General features: G+C 49.8%; 15 protein-coding genes. 10 read left to right on the top strand and 5 right to left on the bottom strand.

Annotation, left to right across the window (positions count from 1 at the left end):
* Positions 1 to 25: 25 nt before the first annotated feature.
* From ACG2XO_RS12360 to ACG2XO_RS12335, 6 genes are all read left to right on the top strand, one after another.
* Positions 26 to 514 (top strand): TIGR02281 family clan AA aspartic protease, encoded by a 489-nt coding sequence (locus ACG2XO_RS12360; protein ID WP_410498294.1) that lies wholly within the window; start codon positions 26 to 28, stop codon positions 512 to 514.
* Positions 514 to 723, top strand: a complete 210-nt coding sequence (locus ACG2XO_RS12355) for a hypothetical protein (RefSeq protein WP_410498293.1) — start codon at positions 514 to 516, stop codon at positions 721 to 723. Before ACG2XO_RS12360 ends, ACG2XO_RS12355 begins: the two co-directional genes overlap by 1 nt.
* Before the next feature lie 79 nt (positions 724 to 802).
* Positions 803 to 1,570, top strand: a complete 768-nt coding sequence (locus ACG2XO_RS12350) for a hypothetical protein (protein WP_410498292.1) — start codon at positions 803 to 805, stop codon at positions 1,568 to 1,570.
* A gap of 443 nt (positions 1,571 to 2,013) precedes the next feature.
* Positions 2,014 to 4,623, top strand: coding sequence for a bifunctional acetaldehyde-CoA/alcohol dehydrogenase (gene adhE / locus ACG2XO_RS12345; RefSeq protein ID WP_410498291.1), 2,610 nt, complete (start codon positions 2,014 to 2,016; stop codon positions 4,621 to 4,623).
* A gap of 354 nt (positions 4,624 to 4,977) precedes the next feature.
* Positions 4,978 to 6,744, top strand: a complete 1,767-nt coding sequence (locus tag ACG2XO_RS12340) for a DEAD/DEAH box helicase (protein WP_410498290.1) — start codon at positions 4,978 to 4,980, stop codon at positions 6,742 to 6,744.
* A 316-nt stretch (positions 6,745 to 7,060) separates the two neighbouring features.
* Entirely contained in the window at positions 7,061 to 7,753 is a 693-nt protein-coding gene (locus tag ACG2XO_RS12335; RefSeq protein WP_410498289.1) for a hypothetical protein, read from the top strand.
* Positions 7,754 to 7,854: 101 nt separating this feature from the next.
* On the opposite strand, the gene ACG2XO_RS12330 is transcribed toward ACG2XO_RS12335, so the two are convergent.
* Positions 7,855 to 8,199 (bottom strand): YkgJ family cysteine cluster protein, encoded by a 345-nt coding sequence (locus ACG2XO_RS12330; protein ID WP_410498288.1) that lies wholly within the window; start codon positions 8,197 to 8,199, stop codon positions 7,855 to 7,857.
* A gap of 63 nt (positions 8,200 to 8,262) precedes the next feature.
* On the opposite strand from ACG2XO_RS12330, the gene ACG2XO_RS12325 reads away from it, so the two are divergent.
* Positions 8,263 to 8,859, top strand: a complete 597-nt coding sequence (locus ACG2XO_RS12325; RefSeq protein ID WP_410498287.1) for a GNAT family N-acetyltransferase — start codon at positions 8,263 to 8,265, stop codon at positions 8,857 to 8,859.
* A 29-nt stretch (positions 8,860 to 8,888) separates the two neighbouring features.
* Here ACG2XO_RS12325 and ACG2XO_RS12320 read toward each other — a convergent pair whose 3' ends face one another.
* Together ACG2XO_RS12320 and hemN are read right to left on the bottom strand one after the other, a co-directional pair.
* Positions 8,889 to 9,563 carry a sulfite exporter TauE/SafE family protein gene (locus ACG2XO_RS12320; RefSeq protein WP_410498286.1) on the bottom strand — a complete coding sequence of 225 codons (675 nt, stop codon included), beginning with the start codon at positions 9,561 to 9,563 and terminating at the stop codon, positions 8,889 to 8,891.
* Between the two features lie 37 nt (positions 9,564 to 9,600).
* Positions 9,601 to 11,031 (bottom strand): oxygen-independent coproporphyrinogen III oxidase, encoded by a 1,431-nt coding sequence (gene hemN, locus ACG2XO_RS12315; RefSeq protein WP_410498285.1) that lies wholly within the window; start codon positions 11,029 to 11,031, stop codon positions 9,601 to 9,603.
* A 151-nt stretch (positions 11,032 to 11,182) separates the two neighbouring features.
* On the opposite strand from hemN, the gene fnr reads away from it, so the two are divergent.
* A complete protein-coding gene (fnr, locus tag ACG2XO_RS12310) occupies positions 11,183 to 11,929 on the top strand; it encodes a fumarate/nitrate reduction transcriptional regulator Fnr (RefSeq protein WP_410498284.1) in 747 nt (248 codons plus the stop codon).
* Positions 11,930 to 11,950: 21 nt separating this feature from the next.
* Positions 11,951 to 12,652, top strand: coding sequence for a hypothetical protein (locus tag ACG2XO_RS12305; protein ID WP_410498283.1), 702 nt, complete (start codon positions 11,951 to 11,953; stop codon positions 12,650 to 12,652).
* A gap of 72 nt (positions 12,653 to 12,724) precedes the next feature.
* On the opposite strand, the gene ACG2XO_RS12300 is transcribed toward ACG2XO_RS12305, so the two are convergent.
* Positions 12,725 to 13,123, bottom strand: a complete 399-nt coding sequence (locus ACG2XO_RS12300) for a glucose PTS transporter subunit IIA (RefSeq protein WP_410498282.1) — start codon at positions 13,121 to 13,123, stop codon at positions 12,725 to 12,727.
* Between the two features lie 110 nt (positions 13,124 to 13,233).
* Positions 13,234 to 14,715, bottom strand: a complete 1,482-nt coding sequence (gene nagE, locus ACG2XO_RS12295; protein ID WP_410498281.1) for an N-acetylglucosamine-specific PTS transporter subunit IIBC — start codon at positions 14,713 to 14,715, stop codon at positions 13,234 to 13,236.
* Between the two features lie 776 nt (positions 14,716 to 15,491).
* Between nagE and dapA the strand changes: the two genes are divergently transcribed.
* Complete coding sequence (gene dapA, locus ACG2XO_RS12290; RefSeq protein ID WP_410498280.1) at positions 15,492 to 16,367, top strand: 4-hydroxy-tetrahydrodipicolinate synthase; 876 nt, start codon at positions 15,492 to 15,494, stop codon at positions 16,365 to 16,367.
* Positions 16,368 to 16,380 lie beyond the last annotated feature (13 nt).

Below are 16,380 nucleotides of genomic sequence, written 5' to 3'. Positions count from 1 at the left end.
CAGAGCAATACAATGGGGAGGTATTTTGCGTTCCACAAGCTCGATTGTTATTCTCTGGTTACTGGTCATGGCCGTGATTTACTGGTCATTTAATACGCTGGTATTGCAACCCCAGCGCACCAAAGCCATGCAAATCACCGTCAACGCCACCGAGCAGTTGCGACTTAAACGCTCGCGCGACGGACATTTTCGGATTAATGGCAGCCTGAATGGCCAAGCTGTCGTTTTTCTGATTGATACCGGAGCGAGTAGTGTAACGCTCGAAGAATCACTGGCACGCCAACTGAAGCTACCACGCGGCCAGTCAGTAAATACGCAAACGGCTAATGGCATGGCCAATGCTTACCTGACGACCATTGATGAAATGACCCTGGGCGGAACTCAGCTGAATCAGGTCGGGGCAATCGTCGTCCCTGAGCTCGGTGGCACTGCGCTACTGGGAATGAATGTGCTGCAGCATTTTGACATTCAGATCAATGGCAATGAAATGCTGATTAAACCTGCAACGCGTTAATGACCCAAATTCAGCTGAATTCTTTGCATCTGCAAATCAGCAGCGATGGGTTGATTAAGGCCGGATACAAGGTCACTTATATTTCGGATTGCGTTGCCAAGGTTGAATACACAAACATCAAACCGTTTTTTGCCATATGCAGCCTGCCCAGCGTCGGACCAGTACCAAAAATCGATGGATTAGCTCAGACCGTGACTGAGACGCTGTAACTCGCACCTGCCAAGCACCATTGACATACCATCTGAAAGCCCTTAGTTTGCTTAAACCAAACTGATGACACTATTTCACATGGATAATTTCGACCTTGAGAACCCGTACCACACCCACCGCCAGCCAGCGCGCAAAATCCCATTTCTACTGATAGCGTGCTGCATCACTTCAGCCTTACTCATTTATGCGTATACCAACGATCATTTGCCTCATTACACAATGACGATTGACGGTACCACGATCACCATGACTCGGATTGATCCCAAATATCTAGCAGAACAAGCCGCACTCGAAGCCGAAGCAAACCGCCAGATTTACCGCATCAATGGCGTCGAAGTTTCTCAAGAACAATATGAGCAAGCGCTGGACAGCCAGAACACCGCTAACACGCCAGCAGAAAACGAGCCTCAGCAAATCCAATACGCCGAACAAGCTCGGCCTAAGCAACAAACATCGGTTGACCGCTCTGATTACGCAAACGGCCAGCCGCGTAAGTGTATTGATGGCAATGGCAGGGCGGTTTATCAGACTGAAACATGCGCCTCAAAAGGCTTTAAAACCGACAAAATGCTAAGTTCTGCCGATGTTGCTGTATCCGATGCGCTCACACATCGCTACAAGCATGAAGCCCAGCAACAAGCAGATTCACAGCCTGAAAATGTTGTTTCAATGGGTTCGCAAAAAGTCGATCGAAGAGCTGCGAATTGCGATCATCTTGAAGAGCAACGAGAGTCTATTAGAGTTGCACAGCGTCATAATTCAAACCAATCAATAAGGGACGCCTACGCTAGCGTTTCAAATGAATACCACAAGTGCCTGAGCATCAAAAGCTCAATGTCTAATTGAGCATAACTAGGTAATAGAGCAAAGCGAGGGTGGTTTGCGGTTTTGGCGGCAGTCCGCCCAGCGCGCCAGCACTGTATTGCGGCTAGTCGCCAAAGCACTACCAGAGCATCAGGCCATGTCTGACGGTAAAGCCGGCTTTGTGTGGGTTTTTATATGTAGGTTGAAAATATTTTCTTCTTCGTTTTCTTGCATTACTTAACATAATGCACATTATGCGAATTAACGGCAAGAAGCTAACAAAAACCTGAGCAAGATCAATTTTCATTTCGCATACTGCCGATAAGATACTTTCATCGAAAAAAAGCACATCTAGCGCTGTGCCTATAGCAATTTGTTGATTATCAAGATGATATTTAAACAAAACCCGCTAAGCAAAGCGTGCCAGATTTGACCGATAAGATACCCATTCATCACCAATTTATTTGGAAGTCAGGAGCAGCACAATGACCGTTACTAATGTTCAAGAACTCGACGCACTGGTGGCTCGTGTCAAAAAAGCACAGCAGCTGTTTTCAACGTTTTCTCAGCAGCAAGTTGATGAGATTTTCCGTGTAGCGGCTCTTGCGGCTGCGGATGCGCGTTTGCCTTTGTCTAAAATGGCGGTCGCTGAAACCGGTATGGGTATCGTGGAAGATAAAGTCATCAAAAATCACTTTGCTTCCGAATACATCTACAACGCCTACAAAAATGAAAAAACTTGCGGCATTTTGTCGGTGGATGACGCGTTTGGCACGATGACCATTGCAGAGCCGATCGGGATTATCTGCGGTATCGTCCCCACAACAAATCCAACTTCAACAGCCATTTTCAAAGCACTGATCGCCCTGAAAACTCGCAACGGCATTATCTTTAGCCCACATCCACGTGCGCGCAAATCGACTTGCGAAGCAGCTCGTCTGGTCTTGGAAGCCGCCGTTTCGGCTGGGGCACCACGCGACATTATCGGCTGGATCGATGAACCTACAGTTGAATTGTCGAATCATTTGATGAAACACCCTGACCTGAATCTGATCTTGGCCACTGGTGGCCCAGGCATGGTTCGCGCAGCGTATAGCTCTGGAAAGCCCGCCATTGGTGTCGGTGCGGGCAATACCCCCGTTGTAATCGACGAAACTGCGGATATCAAACGTGCAGTTGCATCGATTCTGATGTCAAAAACGTTCGACAATGGCGTTGTGTGTGCTTCCGAACAATCGGTCATTATCGTTGACAGTATTTACGATCAGGTCAAAGAGCGTTTTAACAGCAACGGTGGCTACATTCTGAGCAAGAAAGAAACTGAAGCGGTTCGTAAGGTGATTCTGGTTGATGGCGGCTTGAACGCCAATATCGTCGGCCAATCTGCGCTGAAAATCGCCGATATGGCGGGAATTAAAGTGCCGCCATACACCAAAGTGCTAATTGGTGAAGTGGCATCGGTGGGTGAAGAAGAAGCTTTCGCCCATGAAAAGCTCTCCCCTACCCTGGCCATGTACCGCGCTAAAGACTTCTTCGATGCCGTACATAAAGCAGAGGCTTTGGTCGCACTGGGCGGGATTGGCCACACTTCATCGCTCTACACCGACCAGGATTTGCAAGGCGAGCGCATTGCCTACTTTGGCGACAAAATGAAAACCGCGCGGATTTTGATTAATACGCCATCATCGCAAGGCGGTATTGGTGACTTGTATAACTTCAAACTCGCACCGTCACTGACTTTGGGCTGTGGTTCTTGGGGTGGCAACTCGATTTCCGAGAACGTCGGACCGAAACACTTGATCAACAAGAAAACTGTCGCCAAGCGAGCCGAAAACATGTTGTGGCATAAACTACCGAAAAGCATTTATTTCCGCCGCGGCAGCCTGTCAGTGGCACTGGAAGAACTATCAAGCAAAAAACGCGCAGCCATCGTGACTGACCGTTACTTGTTCAACAACGGTTATGTCGATGAAACTATCCATATTCTGAAACAGAACGGCCTTGAAGTTGAAGTTTTCTACGAAGTTGAAGCGGATCCAACACTGGCCGTGGTGCGTAAAGGGGTGGCGATGCTCAATAGCTTCAAGCCCGATGTGATCATCGCACTTGGCGGCGGCTCGCCAATGGATGCGGCGAAAATCATGTGGGTGATGTACGAGCACCCGGAAGTCGCCTTTGAAGATCTGGCTTTGCGCTTTATGGATATTCGTAAACGTATCTATAAATTCCCGAAAATGGGCATTAAAGCTGAATTAATCGCCATCCCAACAACGTCAGGTACTGGTTCTGAAGTAACGCCATTTGCGGTGGTGACCGATGAAAAAACCGGCATGAAATATCCTATCGCCGATTACGAATTGACGCCCAATATGGCGATTGTTGATTCGAATCTGGTCATGAACATGCCGAAATCGCTGACAGCCTTTGGCGGGATCGATGCAGTAACACATGCTCTGGAAGCTTATGTTTCAGTGCTGGCGAATGAATACAGCGATCCACAAGCATTGCAAGCATTGAAACTGCTCAAGCAATATCTGCCGTCTTCATATGCAAATGGCGCAAATGATCCAAAAGCGCGCGAAGGCGTTCACAATGCAGCAACCATTGCCGGCATCGCATTTGCCAATGCCTTCCTTGGCGTATGTCATTCAATGGCGCACAAAATCGGTGCCGAGTTCCATCTGGCGCACGGTCTGGCCAATGCCCTGCTGATCAGCAATGTGATCCGTTACAACGCAGTGGACATCCCGACCAAGCAAACCGCATTTAGTCAGTACGACCGTCCGCAAGCGAAATGCCGTTACGCCGACATTGCCGAACATCTCGGCTTGCCAGGCAAAAACGACGATCAGAAAGTGGCGGCATTGATTGCCTGGGTTGATTCACTCAAAGGCGAGCTCAATATCCCGATGTCAATCAAAGACGCAGGCGTTAATGAAGCTGACTTCCTGGCCAAAGTGGATCGGATTGCCGAAGAGGCGTTCGATGATCAGTGTACCGGTGCCAACCCGCGCTTCCCACTGATCAGCGAGTTGAAGCAGGTCTTGCTCGACAGCTATTACGGCCGCGAATATAAAGAAACCTACGGACAGTAATGAATTAAACCACCAGATGAGCCCCGATTGATTCGGGGCTTTTTCATGAAAGCCAACCTGTTGGGCAAAGTTCCCCATACTGCAAGGACTTGAAATCCTGCAGTTTTTATAGCTGCCGCCCGCCTAGCAGCAAGCAAATGTAATTTCAATATTTTCAATTCTGGGTGTTGCATTATTTGCAACAAGTTGGCATAATTCGCCCCCTTCGCTTGTGTGCTTGATTTCACACATTCTTATCGATCTCATCGCCTCTGACCTTATTCCCGCACTAGTAGTTGTGATTAGCGGTTGTTCCTGGTTGGCGTCGATGTTGTGCTGGTGATTGATCCCAGCCCCACCACAAGGACTGCCAACATGTCGCATACCGCTGCTACCGCTACAGACACGCCTAATGAATTCGTAACCTTAGGCCTTGCACCCCAAATTACTGAAGTTCTGGAAGCTCAAGGCTTTACCAAACCCACACCGATTCAAGCTGCTGCTATTCCGGAAATCCTCGCTGGCCATGACATTATGGCTTCAGCACAAACAGGTACCGGTAAAACAGCCGCTTTCCTGCTCCCAGCTCTGCATCGCCTGACTAAAGAATCGACTCACCACGCACGTGGCCCACGTATTCTGGTTTTGACGCCAACGCGTGAATTGGCTGAACAGGTTTCCAAAGTTGCAACTGAATTGTGCCGCAAAATCCCGCGTTGCAAAGTCGTGACCGTCGTTGGCGGCGTGCCATACCCAGTACAAAACAAAATGCTGGCGCAGCCTTACGAAGTCTTGGTGGCCACACCAGGTCGTCTGACTGACTTGCTGCGCAGCGGCCGTATCGATTTCCGTCGTATGGAATTGCTGGTGCTGGACGAAGCAGACCGTATGCTCGACATGGGCTTTATCGACGAAGTCGAAGCGATTGTTGATCAGCTGCCAAAAGAGCGCCAAACTGCGTTGTTCTCTGCCACGTTGACAGAATCAGTTCAGCGTTTCGCCGGCCCAATGCTGCGTTCGCCAAAACTGGTTGAAATGGCGCCACAGGCCACGATGCAAGCGCAAATTGCCCAGTCTGTACATTACGCAGATGGCTACGAGCACAAACAGAAACTCGTTGCTGCGCTGCTGAAGAAAAACGAAGGCCAACAGTCAATTATTTTTACGGCCACGAAGCTCTCTGCCGATGAAGTCGCTGAATGGCTGAAAATGGAAGGTTTTAAAGCCGCAGCGATGCACGGCGACTTGGCGCAACGTGATCGTCGCCGCACACTGGATCGCCTGCGTCGCAGCGACATCGACATGCTCGTTGCCACTGACGTTGCGGCCCGTGGTATCGACGTTGCCGGCATCAGTCTGGTCATCAACTTCGACCTGCCTCGCTTCTCGGAAGACTACATCCACCGTATTGGCCGTACTGGCCGCGCGGGTCGTTCGGGTGAAGCCGTTTCTCTGGTGACTAAGAGCGACTTTACATTGCTGACCAAAATCCGTCGTCAATACAATATCGACTTCAGCACGCAAGAAATCGAAGGTCTGGAAGCGCGCTTCCAGCCAGGTCGTGGTGGTCACGGTGGTGATCGTGGCCGTCCGGGCAACGGCGGCGGTCGTGGTCGCGGCGGCTACGGCGCAGGCAACGGCGGTGGCGGTCGTGGCGGCTACCAAGGCAACCGTGAAGGCGGCAGCTACGGCGATCGCGCTCCACGCGGCGATCGTCCGGAAGGCCATCGCAGCGAAGCATCACGCGGTAACTACGGCAGCCACAGCGAAGGTCGCGGCGGCTACGGTGATCGCGCACCACGTGGTGATTATCAGGGCGCACCACGCGAACGCAGCTTCGGCTCAGGTCAGTCTCGTGACCACTCAGGCGAGCGCACAGGCGGCTACAACCGCGACTCAGCACCACGCGGCAATTACGGCGGTCGCGACGGTCAACGTGATGGCAATCGTGGTGGCTACGCGGGTAATCGCGACGGTGGTTCACGCGGCGAAGGTGGCTACGGCAGCCGTGATGGTCAATCACGCGACGGCAATCGCGGCGGTTACGGTGGCAACCGTGACGGCGGCGCACCACGTGGTAACGGCGGCGGCTACGGCGGCAAACCAGCAGGCGGCAATCGCGGCGGTGGTCGTTTTAGCTAAGACAGTTTGAAATAAAAAAGGCAGCTTAGGCTGCCTTTTTTGTCGTCTTTGATATGACGGGTATAGCCGTGTAGATCAGTGTTAACATACGATCCAAAGCAATACTGGCATCCGTATATCGCTAGAGCGATGCTTAAGTGCCACAGAAACAGGTTTTTAATCGCTTTAGCCCCCCAAAGCATACACGATGGAACACACAACGAAAACATCGTGCAGAAGGCACTAAAAATAATTAAAATCTTTGAAATAACAAATAAACATCAGCGGCACAAAGCAAAAGTGCCATTCAAATTAAAAGTCCAAAATCAAATAAAACATGACCGAAAAAAATAAAAAAACACACTCATTTATTTTAAATCGCGCAGGAAAGATATTTATTACAATTGGAGTACTCAATATTTGCTACTCCATTTATTGTAACAACCTCCACAATAGCATTTTACTCATTTTATTTTTTACAATAACAAATATCGTACCTGGCCTTTTTATTTTGAGAGGTAGCTTGCTCGCCGCTGCCATTACTCGCTGGTTAGCTGCGTTTTCTCTTTCCATATTTGCGCCGTTGATTTTTATGATTTACATCATATCGCAACCAATCGGACTAACCTTAACACAAATCAAGCTCTTTCCAGTCAGCATGGCGACCTTATTCATTACAATCATTATTATTTTTGGATTTCTTTATTGGACCATCAAAGAGCTTGGACATCAAGAAATAAAAACACAAATAACAAATAAAAAAAAGACAAGAAACATATTTACACCCATAATTTTAGGCTTAACTTTTACCGTCATATCCAATATCATGTGGACCTTCAATCAGTTCCACAAAAAACCCTTCGAGACAAAAGCGATTGAGATGTCGAAACAAGAATTGGGTACAACATACGACTTTCATGTAGACAAAATAAATATCGAGAAAAATGGAATAAAACAAACAATAACCGGAACAGTTATCGCATGGAACAACAAAGAAATAAAATCTATCAAAGTAAGATGGAATGATTAACCCTAGACATACTCACCTCGAGTAATTAAGATTGGCTCATAAAATAAATAACGGCGCCACAGCGCCGTTATTTATTTTAAAACCCCTATTCGCAGCAAACCTCACTCCCCCGCAATCTCCAGCGGCGCCAATCCGTGCCGTGCTCTGGCGCGATTACATGCTTCGCTGAATACGCCAATTTCGGCCAGCATGCCAAATTCGCGGCACGGCGATGGGCGTTCGCGGTAAATGCCGCACGAAACCTGCTCGCCGATGTTGCCGACGAGCGCAAGGCAGCGCGGCTGAGCGTAGTCGGTGCCGCGCATCCGGGCAGTGTAAGCGGTTTCATAGTCGGCTAAACCGTCGGGCACTAAGCCGCCTTCGCTACTCAACTCGGAGCGATCAAACGAGACGCGAAAAGCGGCGCAGCACGCGCCGCAGCTGATACAGGGGTTATCGGTACTCACAATCGCACTCTCAATCGATTAAAATACAGGCCGCATTCAATCCAAACCCAAGGCGGCGGTCAAGTGCCATCCATCTCTATAAGTAACCGTCAAAAAGTTTTCCAGCAAGACACCGAAGCCGCAGGCAGTACAACTCGTACGACAAGGCGAGGTAACGAAGCAGGGGAACTTTTTGCTTGGCACTTACGCCCAATTCTGGCGGCGGATTTAGCGGCGATTTTACGCATTCAGGCGGCTTGCTATCCGGCCGAGTTACTCGAAGACGCGGCGACTTTCCAAGCCAAAATCGATTACGCGCCCGATTGCAATTGGCTGATCGAGGTCGATGGCGACGTTCAGGGCTATTTGTTCACGCATCCGTGGCGGGGCGAAACGCCGCCTGCGCTGAATCGCGGCGATGTGGCGTGGCCGAGCGATGCTGATTGTTTTTATTTGCACGATCTGGCAATTCATCCCGCCGCACGCGGGCTGAAGTTGAGCACAATGCTGGCCGGACACGCTTTGCGCTGGGGCGAACAACAGGGATTTAAACTGGCGATGCTGGTCGCCGTTGGCAATGCGCCGGCATTTTGGCGAAAACTAGGATTTACGCCGTGCACGAAGCAAGACAAATCGCTGGCACAGTATGGCAATGCGGTGTTGATGCAGAAAATACTCTAACGGGTATACCAATGCAGTTCAATTTCACACTAACCTGCAAGCATATACCCCATTAAATGAAATAATTGATACAGCGCCAGCGCAATCACGATTACACCGCAAGCGCGACGTAGCCAGATTTTTTTGAGCGCGTTTTGCAAGCGATTGGCCATCAAGCCCATCAGCAATAAATTGGGCAAAGTACCCAAACCGAAGGCCAGCATGACACCTGCGCCGCTGATGGCGTTGGCGCTGGCCAGCGCTGACAGGCTGGCGGTATACACCAGGCCGCAGGGTATCCAGCCCCAGAGTAAGCCAATCAAGGGCGTCTGCCAGATACTCCTAATGGGTAATAGCGTACGCATCAGAGGTTGCACACGTCGCCAGATCGGCTGACCCAAAGCTTCAATCCGCGTCAGCGCCCTGCTCCAGCCGGCGATATACAAACCCAGCCCAATCAGCAGTAGATTCGCGGCAAAAAACAGGCCGATTTTGACACTTTGCAAAGCGCCCAAAGTGGCAAAACTCGCCAGCGCACCAAGAATCGCGCCGATCAAGGCGTAACCGGCCAAACGTCCAAGATTAAAACCGAGCAAATACGGCCAGCGCGCGCCCGCCGGCAATTGCAGGCTAAACGCAGTCACAATGCCGCCGCACATGCCGATACAATGCCCGCCGCCGAGCAAACCGGCCAGAAACAGCGCAAACAGATTGATTTCAAGCATCAAAAAGAAACGGGCGGAAAACCGCCCGGCCGGAGATTCAGATCAGGCGAGAATACCTTGCCTGAGTGGTTTTTGTCCGCAGATATTGATCAAAAATCATCGCAATCGAACGAATCAGCAAGCGCCCTTTGGGTGTTACAAACAGACCGTCTTCATCGATGACCAGTAAACCATCGGTAACCAGCGGCTGCAAAAGCTGCAATTCTTCGGCAAAATAATCGGCGAACTTGATCATATAACTGACCTCAACCGCCTGGTAATACAGCGAAAACTGGCACATCAAGGCCTGAATGACGGCTCTGCGGATCACATCGTCATGATTCATCGTCAAACCCTGCGTCACCGGCAACTGATCCGCGTCGAGTCTGGCGTAATAATCTTCCAGTGTTTTGACATTCTGATAATAATTGGCGCCGACTTTGCCAATTGACGAGACACCAAAAGCCAGCAAATCGCAATCCGCGTGCGTTGAATAACCCTGAAAATTGCGCTGCAAGCGGCCACGGCGTTGCGCCAGCGCCAGATCGTCATCAGGCAGCGCAAAATGATCCATGCCAATCAGCACATAACCGGCATCGGTCAGTTGTTTGATTGAATTTTGCAGGATATCGAGCTTGGCATCGGCGCTGGGCAAATCGCCCTCATTAATCCGGCGCTGCGGCATAAAACGCTCGGGCAAATGTGCGTAGTTATACAAGGCGATTCGATCCGGACGCAAAGTCAGTACGCGGCTGATCGTTTCGGCTACCGTGTCTGCAGTTTGCTTGGGTAAGCCGTAAATCAGATCGACACTGACCGATTTGAAGCCATGCCGGCGCGCAGCTTCAATCACGGCGCGGGTTTCTTCTTCGCTCTGGATGCGGTTTACGGCCTGTTGCACCGCCGGGTTGAAATCCTGAATGCCGACGCTCATGCGGTTAAAGCCCAGTTGCCCCAGCGTTTGGATCATTGCTTCACCGACTTTGCGCGGATCGATTTCGATCGAATACTCTCCCGTCGGCAGCAATTCGAAATGGGTTCGAACCAGATCCATCAAGCGGGTCAGTTGCGCTTCGGACATAAAGGTCGGGGTGCCACCGCCCAGATGCAGCTGACTGACTTTCGGGCAACTAAGATTTGGATTGGATCGTAAGGCTGCAGCATTCATTTCGATTTCTTTGCTCAGATAATCGAGATAGATATCGGCCTTGCTTTTATCCTTGGTAATAATTTTGTTACAGCCGCAGTAGTAACATACGGTATTGCAGAACGGGATATGAAAATAGAGCGACAATGGCGTCAGCAATGCACCAGGCAGACGCTGCTGTAAAATTTCACGTAATTGCTCACTGTTCACCGATTGTTTGAAGCGATCAGCGGTCGGATACGAGGTATAGCGCGGGCCTTTCCCGTCGTAGCGCACGATCAGCTCCCGATCGAATTCGAAATTGCCTTGCTCGTGCACTGATTCTTTACCCATTATGTCCATTCCTGATGCGCTAGATTCTGCAGCTTAAAAGCTAGTACAATAGCCGAGTTTGATGCAGATCAAATCAACTACAATGACATAGGGGCATATACCTCTTTGGAGTTGTAAAATATTTCCCCTGCATATTCATTCCAATCTTGCGAGACCTCTCATGATTTCCCCCATCCAAGTTCGCGATACGACCCCACGTCACCTGCGCAATTCCTGCGTCAACTGCAGCCTGCGCGAACTTTGTTTACCACTGGGGTTATCACCAGAAGAGATGCAGGAGCTGGATGGCATCATCACCCAGGCTCGCCCAATCAAACGCGGCGAAGCGCTTTATCGCGCAGGTGAGCCATTCCGTTCACTGTTTGCTATTCGTTTGGGCTTTTTTAAAGCCAGCGTGATTTCGGAAGATGGTCGCGAGCAGGTTACCGGTTTTCATATGTCCGGAGAATTGATGGGCATGGATGCGATCAGCACCGATGTTCACACCTGCGACGCCATCGCACTGGAAGACAGCGAAGTCTGTGAGCTGCCGTTTAACGACATCGAAGAGTTGTCGCGTGAAATTCCGCTGCTACAGCGCCATTTTCACAAGGTGATGAGCCGCGAAATCGTTCGTGATCATGGTGTCATGTTGTTACTGGGCAATATGAAGGCTGAAGAGCGTATTGCCGCCTTTCTGCTTAATTTGTCACAACGCTTTGCCGTTCGCGGCTATTCATCGAGCAGCTTCCATTTGCGGATGACGCGCGAAGAAATTGGCAGTTATCTGGGATTAAAACTTGAAACCGTCAGCCGTACTTTATCCAAATTCCAGGATCAGGGGCTGATCAAGGTGCAAAATCGTTTGATCGAGCTGGAAAATATCGACAGCTTGCGAAAACTGCTCAACACCTGCCACGACGAATAAGAAATCTCAAGGGGTATCGATATGCACGTCAATCTAATTGCCCCTCCTGACCTTATACCCCTGGTTTCTGCACGACTTGCCTTCAATCCACCAGCCAATAGTTATAGCCTGCATCCAATCAGTAGCAAGCTGGATCAACTCCAGCAAGATACAAGCATTTTGTTTATTCAAAGTAATCATGCCGAGCAAGCAAAAGAGCTCAAGCAGTATTATCCGCATGTGAGCGATGCCTTCCTGATGCCGTCACCGCTGGCGCCGATGTATGGCTTTATGCTGTGTGCCAGTGGGAGCACAGATGATCTGGCTACCGTTCACAGTCTGCTCGATCAGCTGGCCCCCATCCGCGATGGCTGGCTGCATCTTGGCGGACTGGGCGCATGTGGTTTTTTGCATCAACTCTGGCAAGCCATTGTCACACCGCAAGGCTGCTCGCCCTTTATGGGTGGCGGAACAATTGCAAACTGGCAAAACATTCATCCCTCCACTCAAATACAAAATCTGCTTCTCAATCACCCTGAGTTATTAACGCAGTTGTCGTCTTTTCTGGCGCAGCAACAGTTGCAAACCCAGACACTGGCCAGCCTGGCACGTCGCTATCTGACAGAAAATCCACCACAAGCATTTACCCCCTACCACCGACAAGATTTGCAGCTATTCGGCCAACTCAATCAAAGCAATCTTTCACCCATTCATCAATTGGCACAATTACTCGCACAATATTGAAGCCAAATACTCGGCACATGCCGTGCAATAAAAAATGCCACCCGAAGGTGGCATTTTTAACAAAATGGCTTGTTATTTTTTCCGGATACTAAAAAGTGGTGTCTGACCCGCAACCACCGACCCCGTTGCCAAATTGGCAAGCGGCGCAAAATGATCAGCATTGGTCACCACGACTGGACTAATAACCGATTTGGCATTGGCTCCAAGATATTCCAGATCCAGCTCCAATACCGGCTCTCCAGCCTTAATATCACTACCTGGTTCAGCAAGGCGTTTAAAGCCCTGCCCCCCCAACCTCACCGTATCAATTCCGATGTGCACGATCAACTCAACACCATCACTGGTTATCATTGCAAAAGCATGATTGGTATTGAAAATCTTGAGTAATTGACCATCACACGGCGCAACGACCTGATTTGCCGTTGGTAAAATGGCCAAACCATCACCAACAGCCTTGCTGGCAAAAGCCATGTCAGGCACGTCTTGCAGGGCAACAACTTCACCGGTGAGCGGCGAAAGCAAGATCAATTCACTCGCACCAGAGGCTTCAGCCGCCACGATACCCTGTGGCGCAGCCTCAATTACTTTTTTGTTTCAACACCAGCACTGACTCGCAGTTGGTCAGCGATCAGTTCGGCTTTTGGTCCAACAATAATTTGCACACTCTGCTTGTTGAGTTTGATAACACCACTAGCGCCAAGACGTTTTGCAGCAGCTTCATCAACCAGATCGGCATCATTCACTGACAAACGCAAACGGGTAATACAGGCGTCAATATTGGTCAGATTTGCAGAGCCACCAACGACACTCAGGTAAGCTTCAGCGAGCGTCTTGGTATCGCTAGAAGCCGCAACCGGGGCAGCAACAGCGGCATCCACTTCATCTTCACGACCCGGTGTTTTCAGGTTCAAGGCAGTAATTGCTGCACGGAATACAAAGTAGTAAATCGCAAAGAACACCAGACCTTGAACGATCAGCATGTACCACTTCACAGCCAGCGGATTTTGCGATGACAAGAACATGTCAATAAAGCCGCCCGAGAAGGCAAAGCCGGAAATCCACTGCATTTGAGCAGCCAGGAATACTGAAACGCCAGTCAAGAATGCATGCACCACATACAGCAATGGCGCAACAAACATGAAGGAGAATTCAAGCGGCTCAGTCACACCGGTCACAAAAGAAGTCACTGCAGCCGCACCCATGATAGAGGCAACCGCTGCTTTGTTAGCTGGTTTTGCAGTGTGGTAGATGGCCAAAGCCGCGCCAGGCAAACCAAACATCATTACTGGGAAGAAACCGGCTTGGTACATACCGGTCACACCTGCAACTGCCTTGCCTTCTGCCAGTGATTTAGCACCACCCAAGAAGTTAGGAATGTCGTTGATGCCTGCAACGTCAAACCAGAACACCGAGTTCAGCGCATGGTGCAGGCCAACCGGGATCAACAGACGGTTAAAGAAGGCGTAAATACCAGCACCTACCGAACCCAGATCTTTAATGGCCACACCAAAGTTAACCAGTGCATTGTAAATCACTGGCCAAACCGCCATCAGAATGAACGAGACTACAATCATTACGACTGAAGTGACGATGGGCACACAGCGGCGGCCACTGAAGAACGCCAGCGCTTTGTGCAACTCGACTTGACTGAACTTGTTGTAGATCTCGCCCGCAATCACACCAGCCAGGATACCTACAAAGGCATTTTCAATTTTGCCAAATGCTTTTGGCACGTCTTCAGGCTTGATGCCTTCGATTTGCGCAACAGCACCTGGAGACAAAAGTGTTGTCACAACCAAGTAGCCCACCAGACCTGCCAAAGCTGCAGCACCGTCTTTATCTTTTGACATACCATAAGCAACACCCACGGCAAACAGGATAGGCATCTTGTCGATAATTGCCGCACCTGCTTTAACCAGGAATGCAGCCAACTGACTGTTCGATCCCCAGCCAGCAGGATCGAGCCAGTAGCCAACGCCCAGCATAATTGCCGCAGCTGGCAAGACGGCGACTGGCACCATCAGCGAGCGGCCGATTTTTTGTAGATAACCCAGAATATTCATCTTGTTCACCTTTAAATGACGCTAAGATTTTTATAAATCAGCCAGGGTCTGTTGACGTTTGGTTTGCCGTCGCGCTAGTGCGAGTTTTTCGATGAGGCAAGACGTAGACCGCGCCACATAGTCATTCTATGTCAGCGGTCTACAACGCAGCATCATCGAAAAAACCGCCCAGCCCGGCGGGTTTGGCTGCTTTTGAGCTGACCCTGCGTTGCAAAAACCTTGCATAGAGTGACTATGTGACGGTTTTCGCGCCTAGTCTCAGCTCAAAATCAGCACAAACGCGATCTGCAAACTAAACGTCAACAGACCCTACGACTGACATTTTATTACAACTCCAACCCCTGAATTCCCAAGCCATAGGCAGGAAACTCTAACTGGTTAGGCGATTATTAACTGTCAACACAATATTGGGCAATGTTTAACTACCGACATGTGCGGGAAAGAAAACAGATCACCTTGGTCACAACAAGTAGACTCAACAGCTTTGCTGGCGCTAAGCCTTGCAATGCGCACATACGAAACCAGCAAACCTCATAGTTATGAACTGATGCAAGGATCTCATACCCAGCTCTGACATGATCTTGAGATCGCTCAACAATTACAATGCAGCGCCCAGCTTCTTAATAATTTGCAACATTTCTTTACATTCCAGCCAAGGCCACAGCGCAAATCGGCCACGCCCTGCCATGAAAAGGCAAAAAGTGTTCTTTTCTGCTGTTTCAAGCCGCTATCGCTTCGGTTAGAATGGTTTCTTTTTGTGATTGGTTCTCCTACTCATGCTCACAGGTAGCCTTGTCGCGCTCGTCACCCCTATGGATGTGAACGGCGAAATTGATTTTCCCACTTTACGCAAACTGGTTGATTGGCATATTGAGCAAGGCACCAACGGCATTGTCGCCGTTGGCACGACGGGGGAATCACCCACAGTCGATGTTGAGGAACATATTGCAATTGTTCGTGCCGTGGTTGAACAAGCTGCCGGGCGTGTTCCTGTGATTGCGGGAACGGGTGCCAATTCAACCCGCGAAGCCATTCATCTTTCAAACAAGGCACTGGAAGTTGGCGCCAGCTTTGGCCTCAGTGTCGTTCCTTATTACAACAAGCCCACTCAGAACGGCTTATATCAGCACTTCAAGTCGATTGCGGAAAACACCGCACTTCCCACCCTGCTTTACAATGTTCCAGGGCGTACAGCGTGCGATCTGAGCAATGAAACCGCATTAAAACTGGCAGAACTACCCAATATCGTTGGCATCAAGGATGCAACCGGCAATCTGGAGCGTGCCGCCGAATTAGTTAAAAATGCACCGAAAAACTTTGCCATTTACAGTGGTGATGATGCATCAACGCTGCCATTTATCCTGATTGGCGGACATGGCACTATTTCAGTCACTGCAAATATCGCCCCAAAAGCCATGAGCGAGATGTGCGCAGCAGCGGCAGCCGGTAATATTGCCAAAGCCAGAGCCATCAACGATACACTGCAAGGCGTTCATCGCCACCTGTTTATTGAAGCCAATCCGATTCCGGTAAAATGGGCACTGGAAAAAATGGGAAAAATTCAAGCCGGTATTCGCTTACCATTGACACGCCTAAGTGAGAATGCCCAGCCTACTTTGCTAACCGCAATGAACGAAGCTGGTATTCATTAACCTGTAAATGCTC

The organism is Chitinibacter sp. S2-10 (genome assembly GCF_046530675.1).
Lineage (GTDB): Bacteria > Pseudomonadota > Gammaproteobacteria > Burkholderiales > Chitinibacteraceae > Chitinibacter.
Note: the sequence above shows the minus strand (reverse complement) of the source record. Positions and strands in the feature narration are given on the sequence as shown.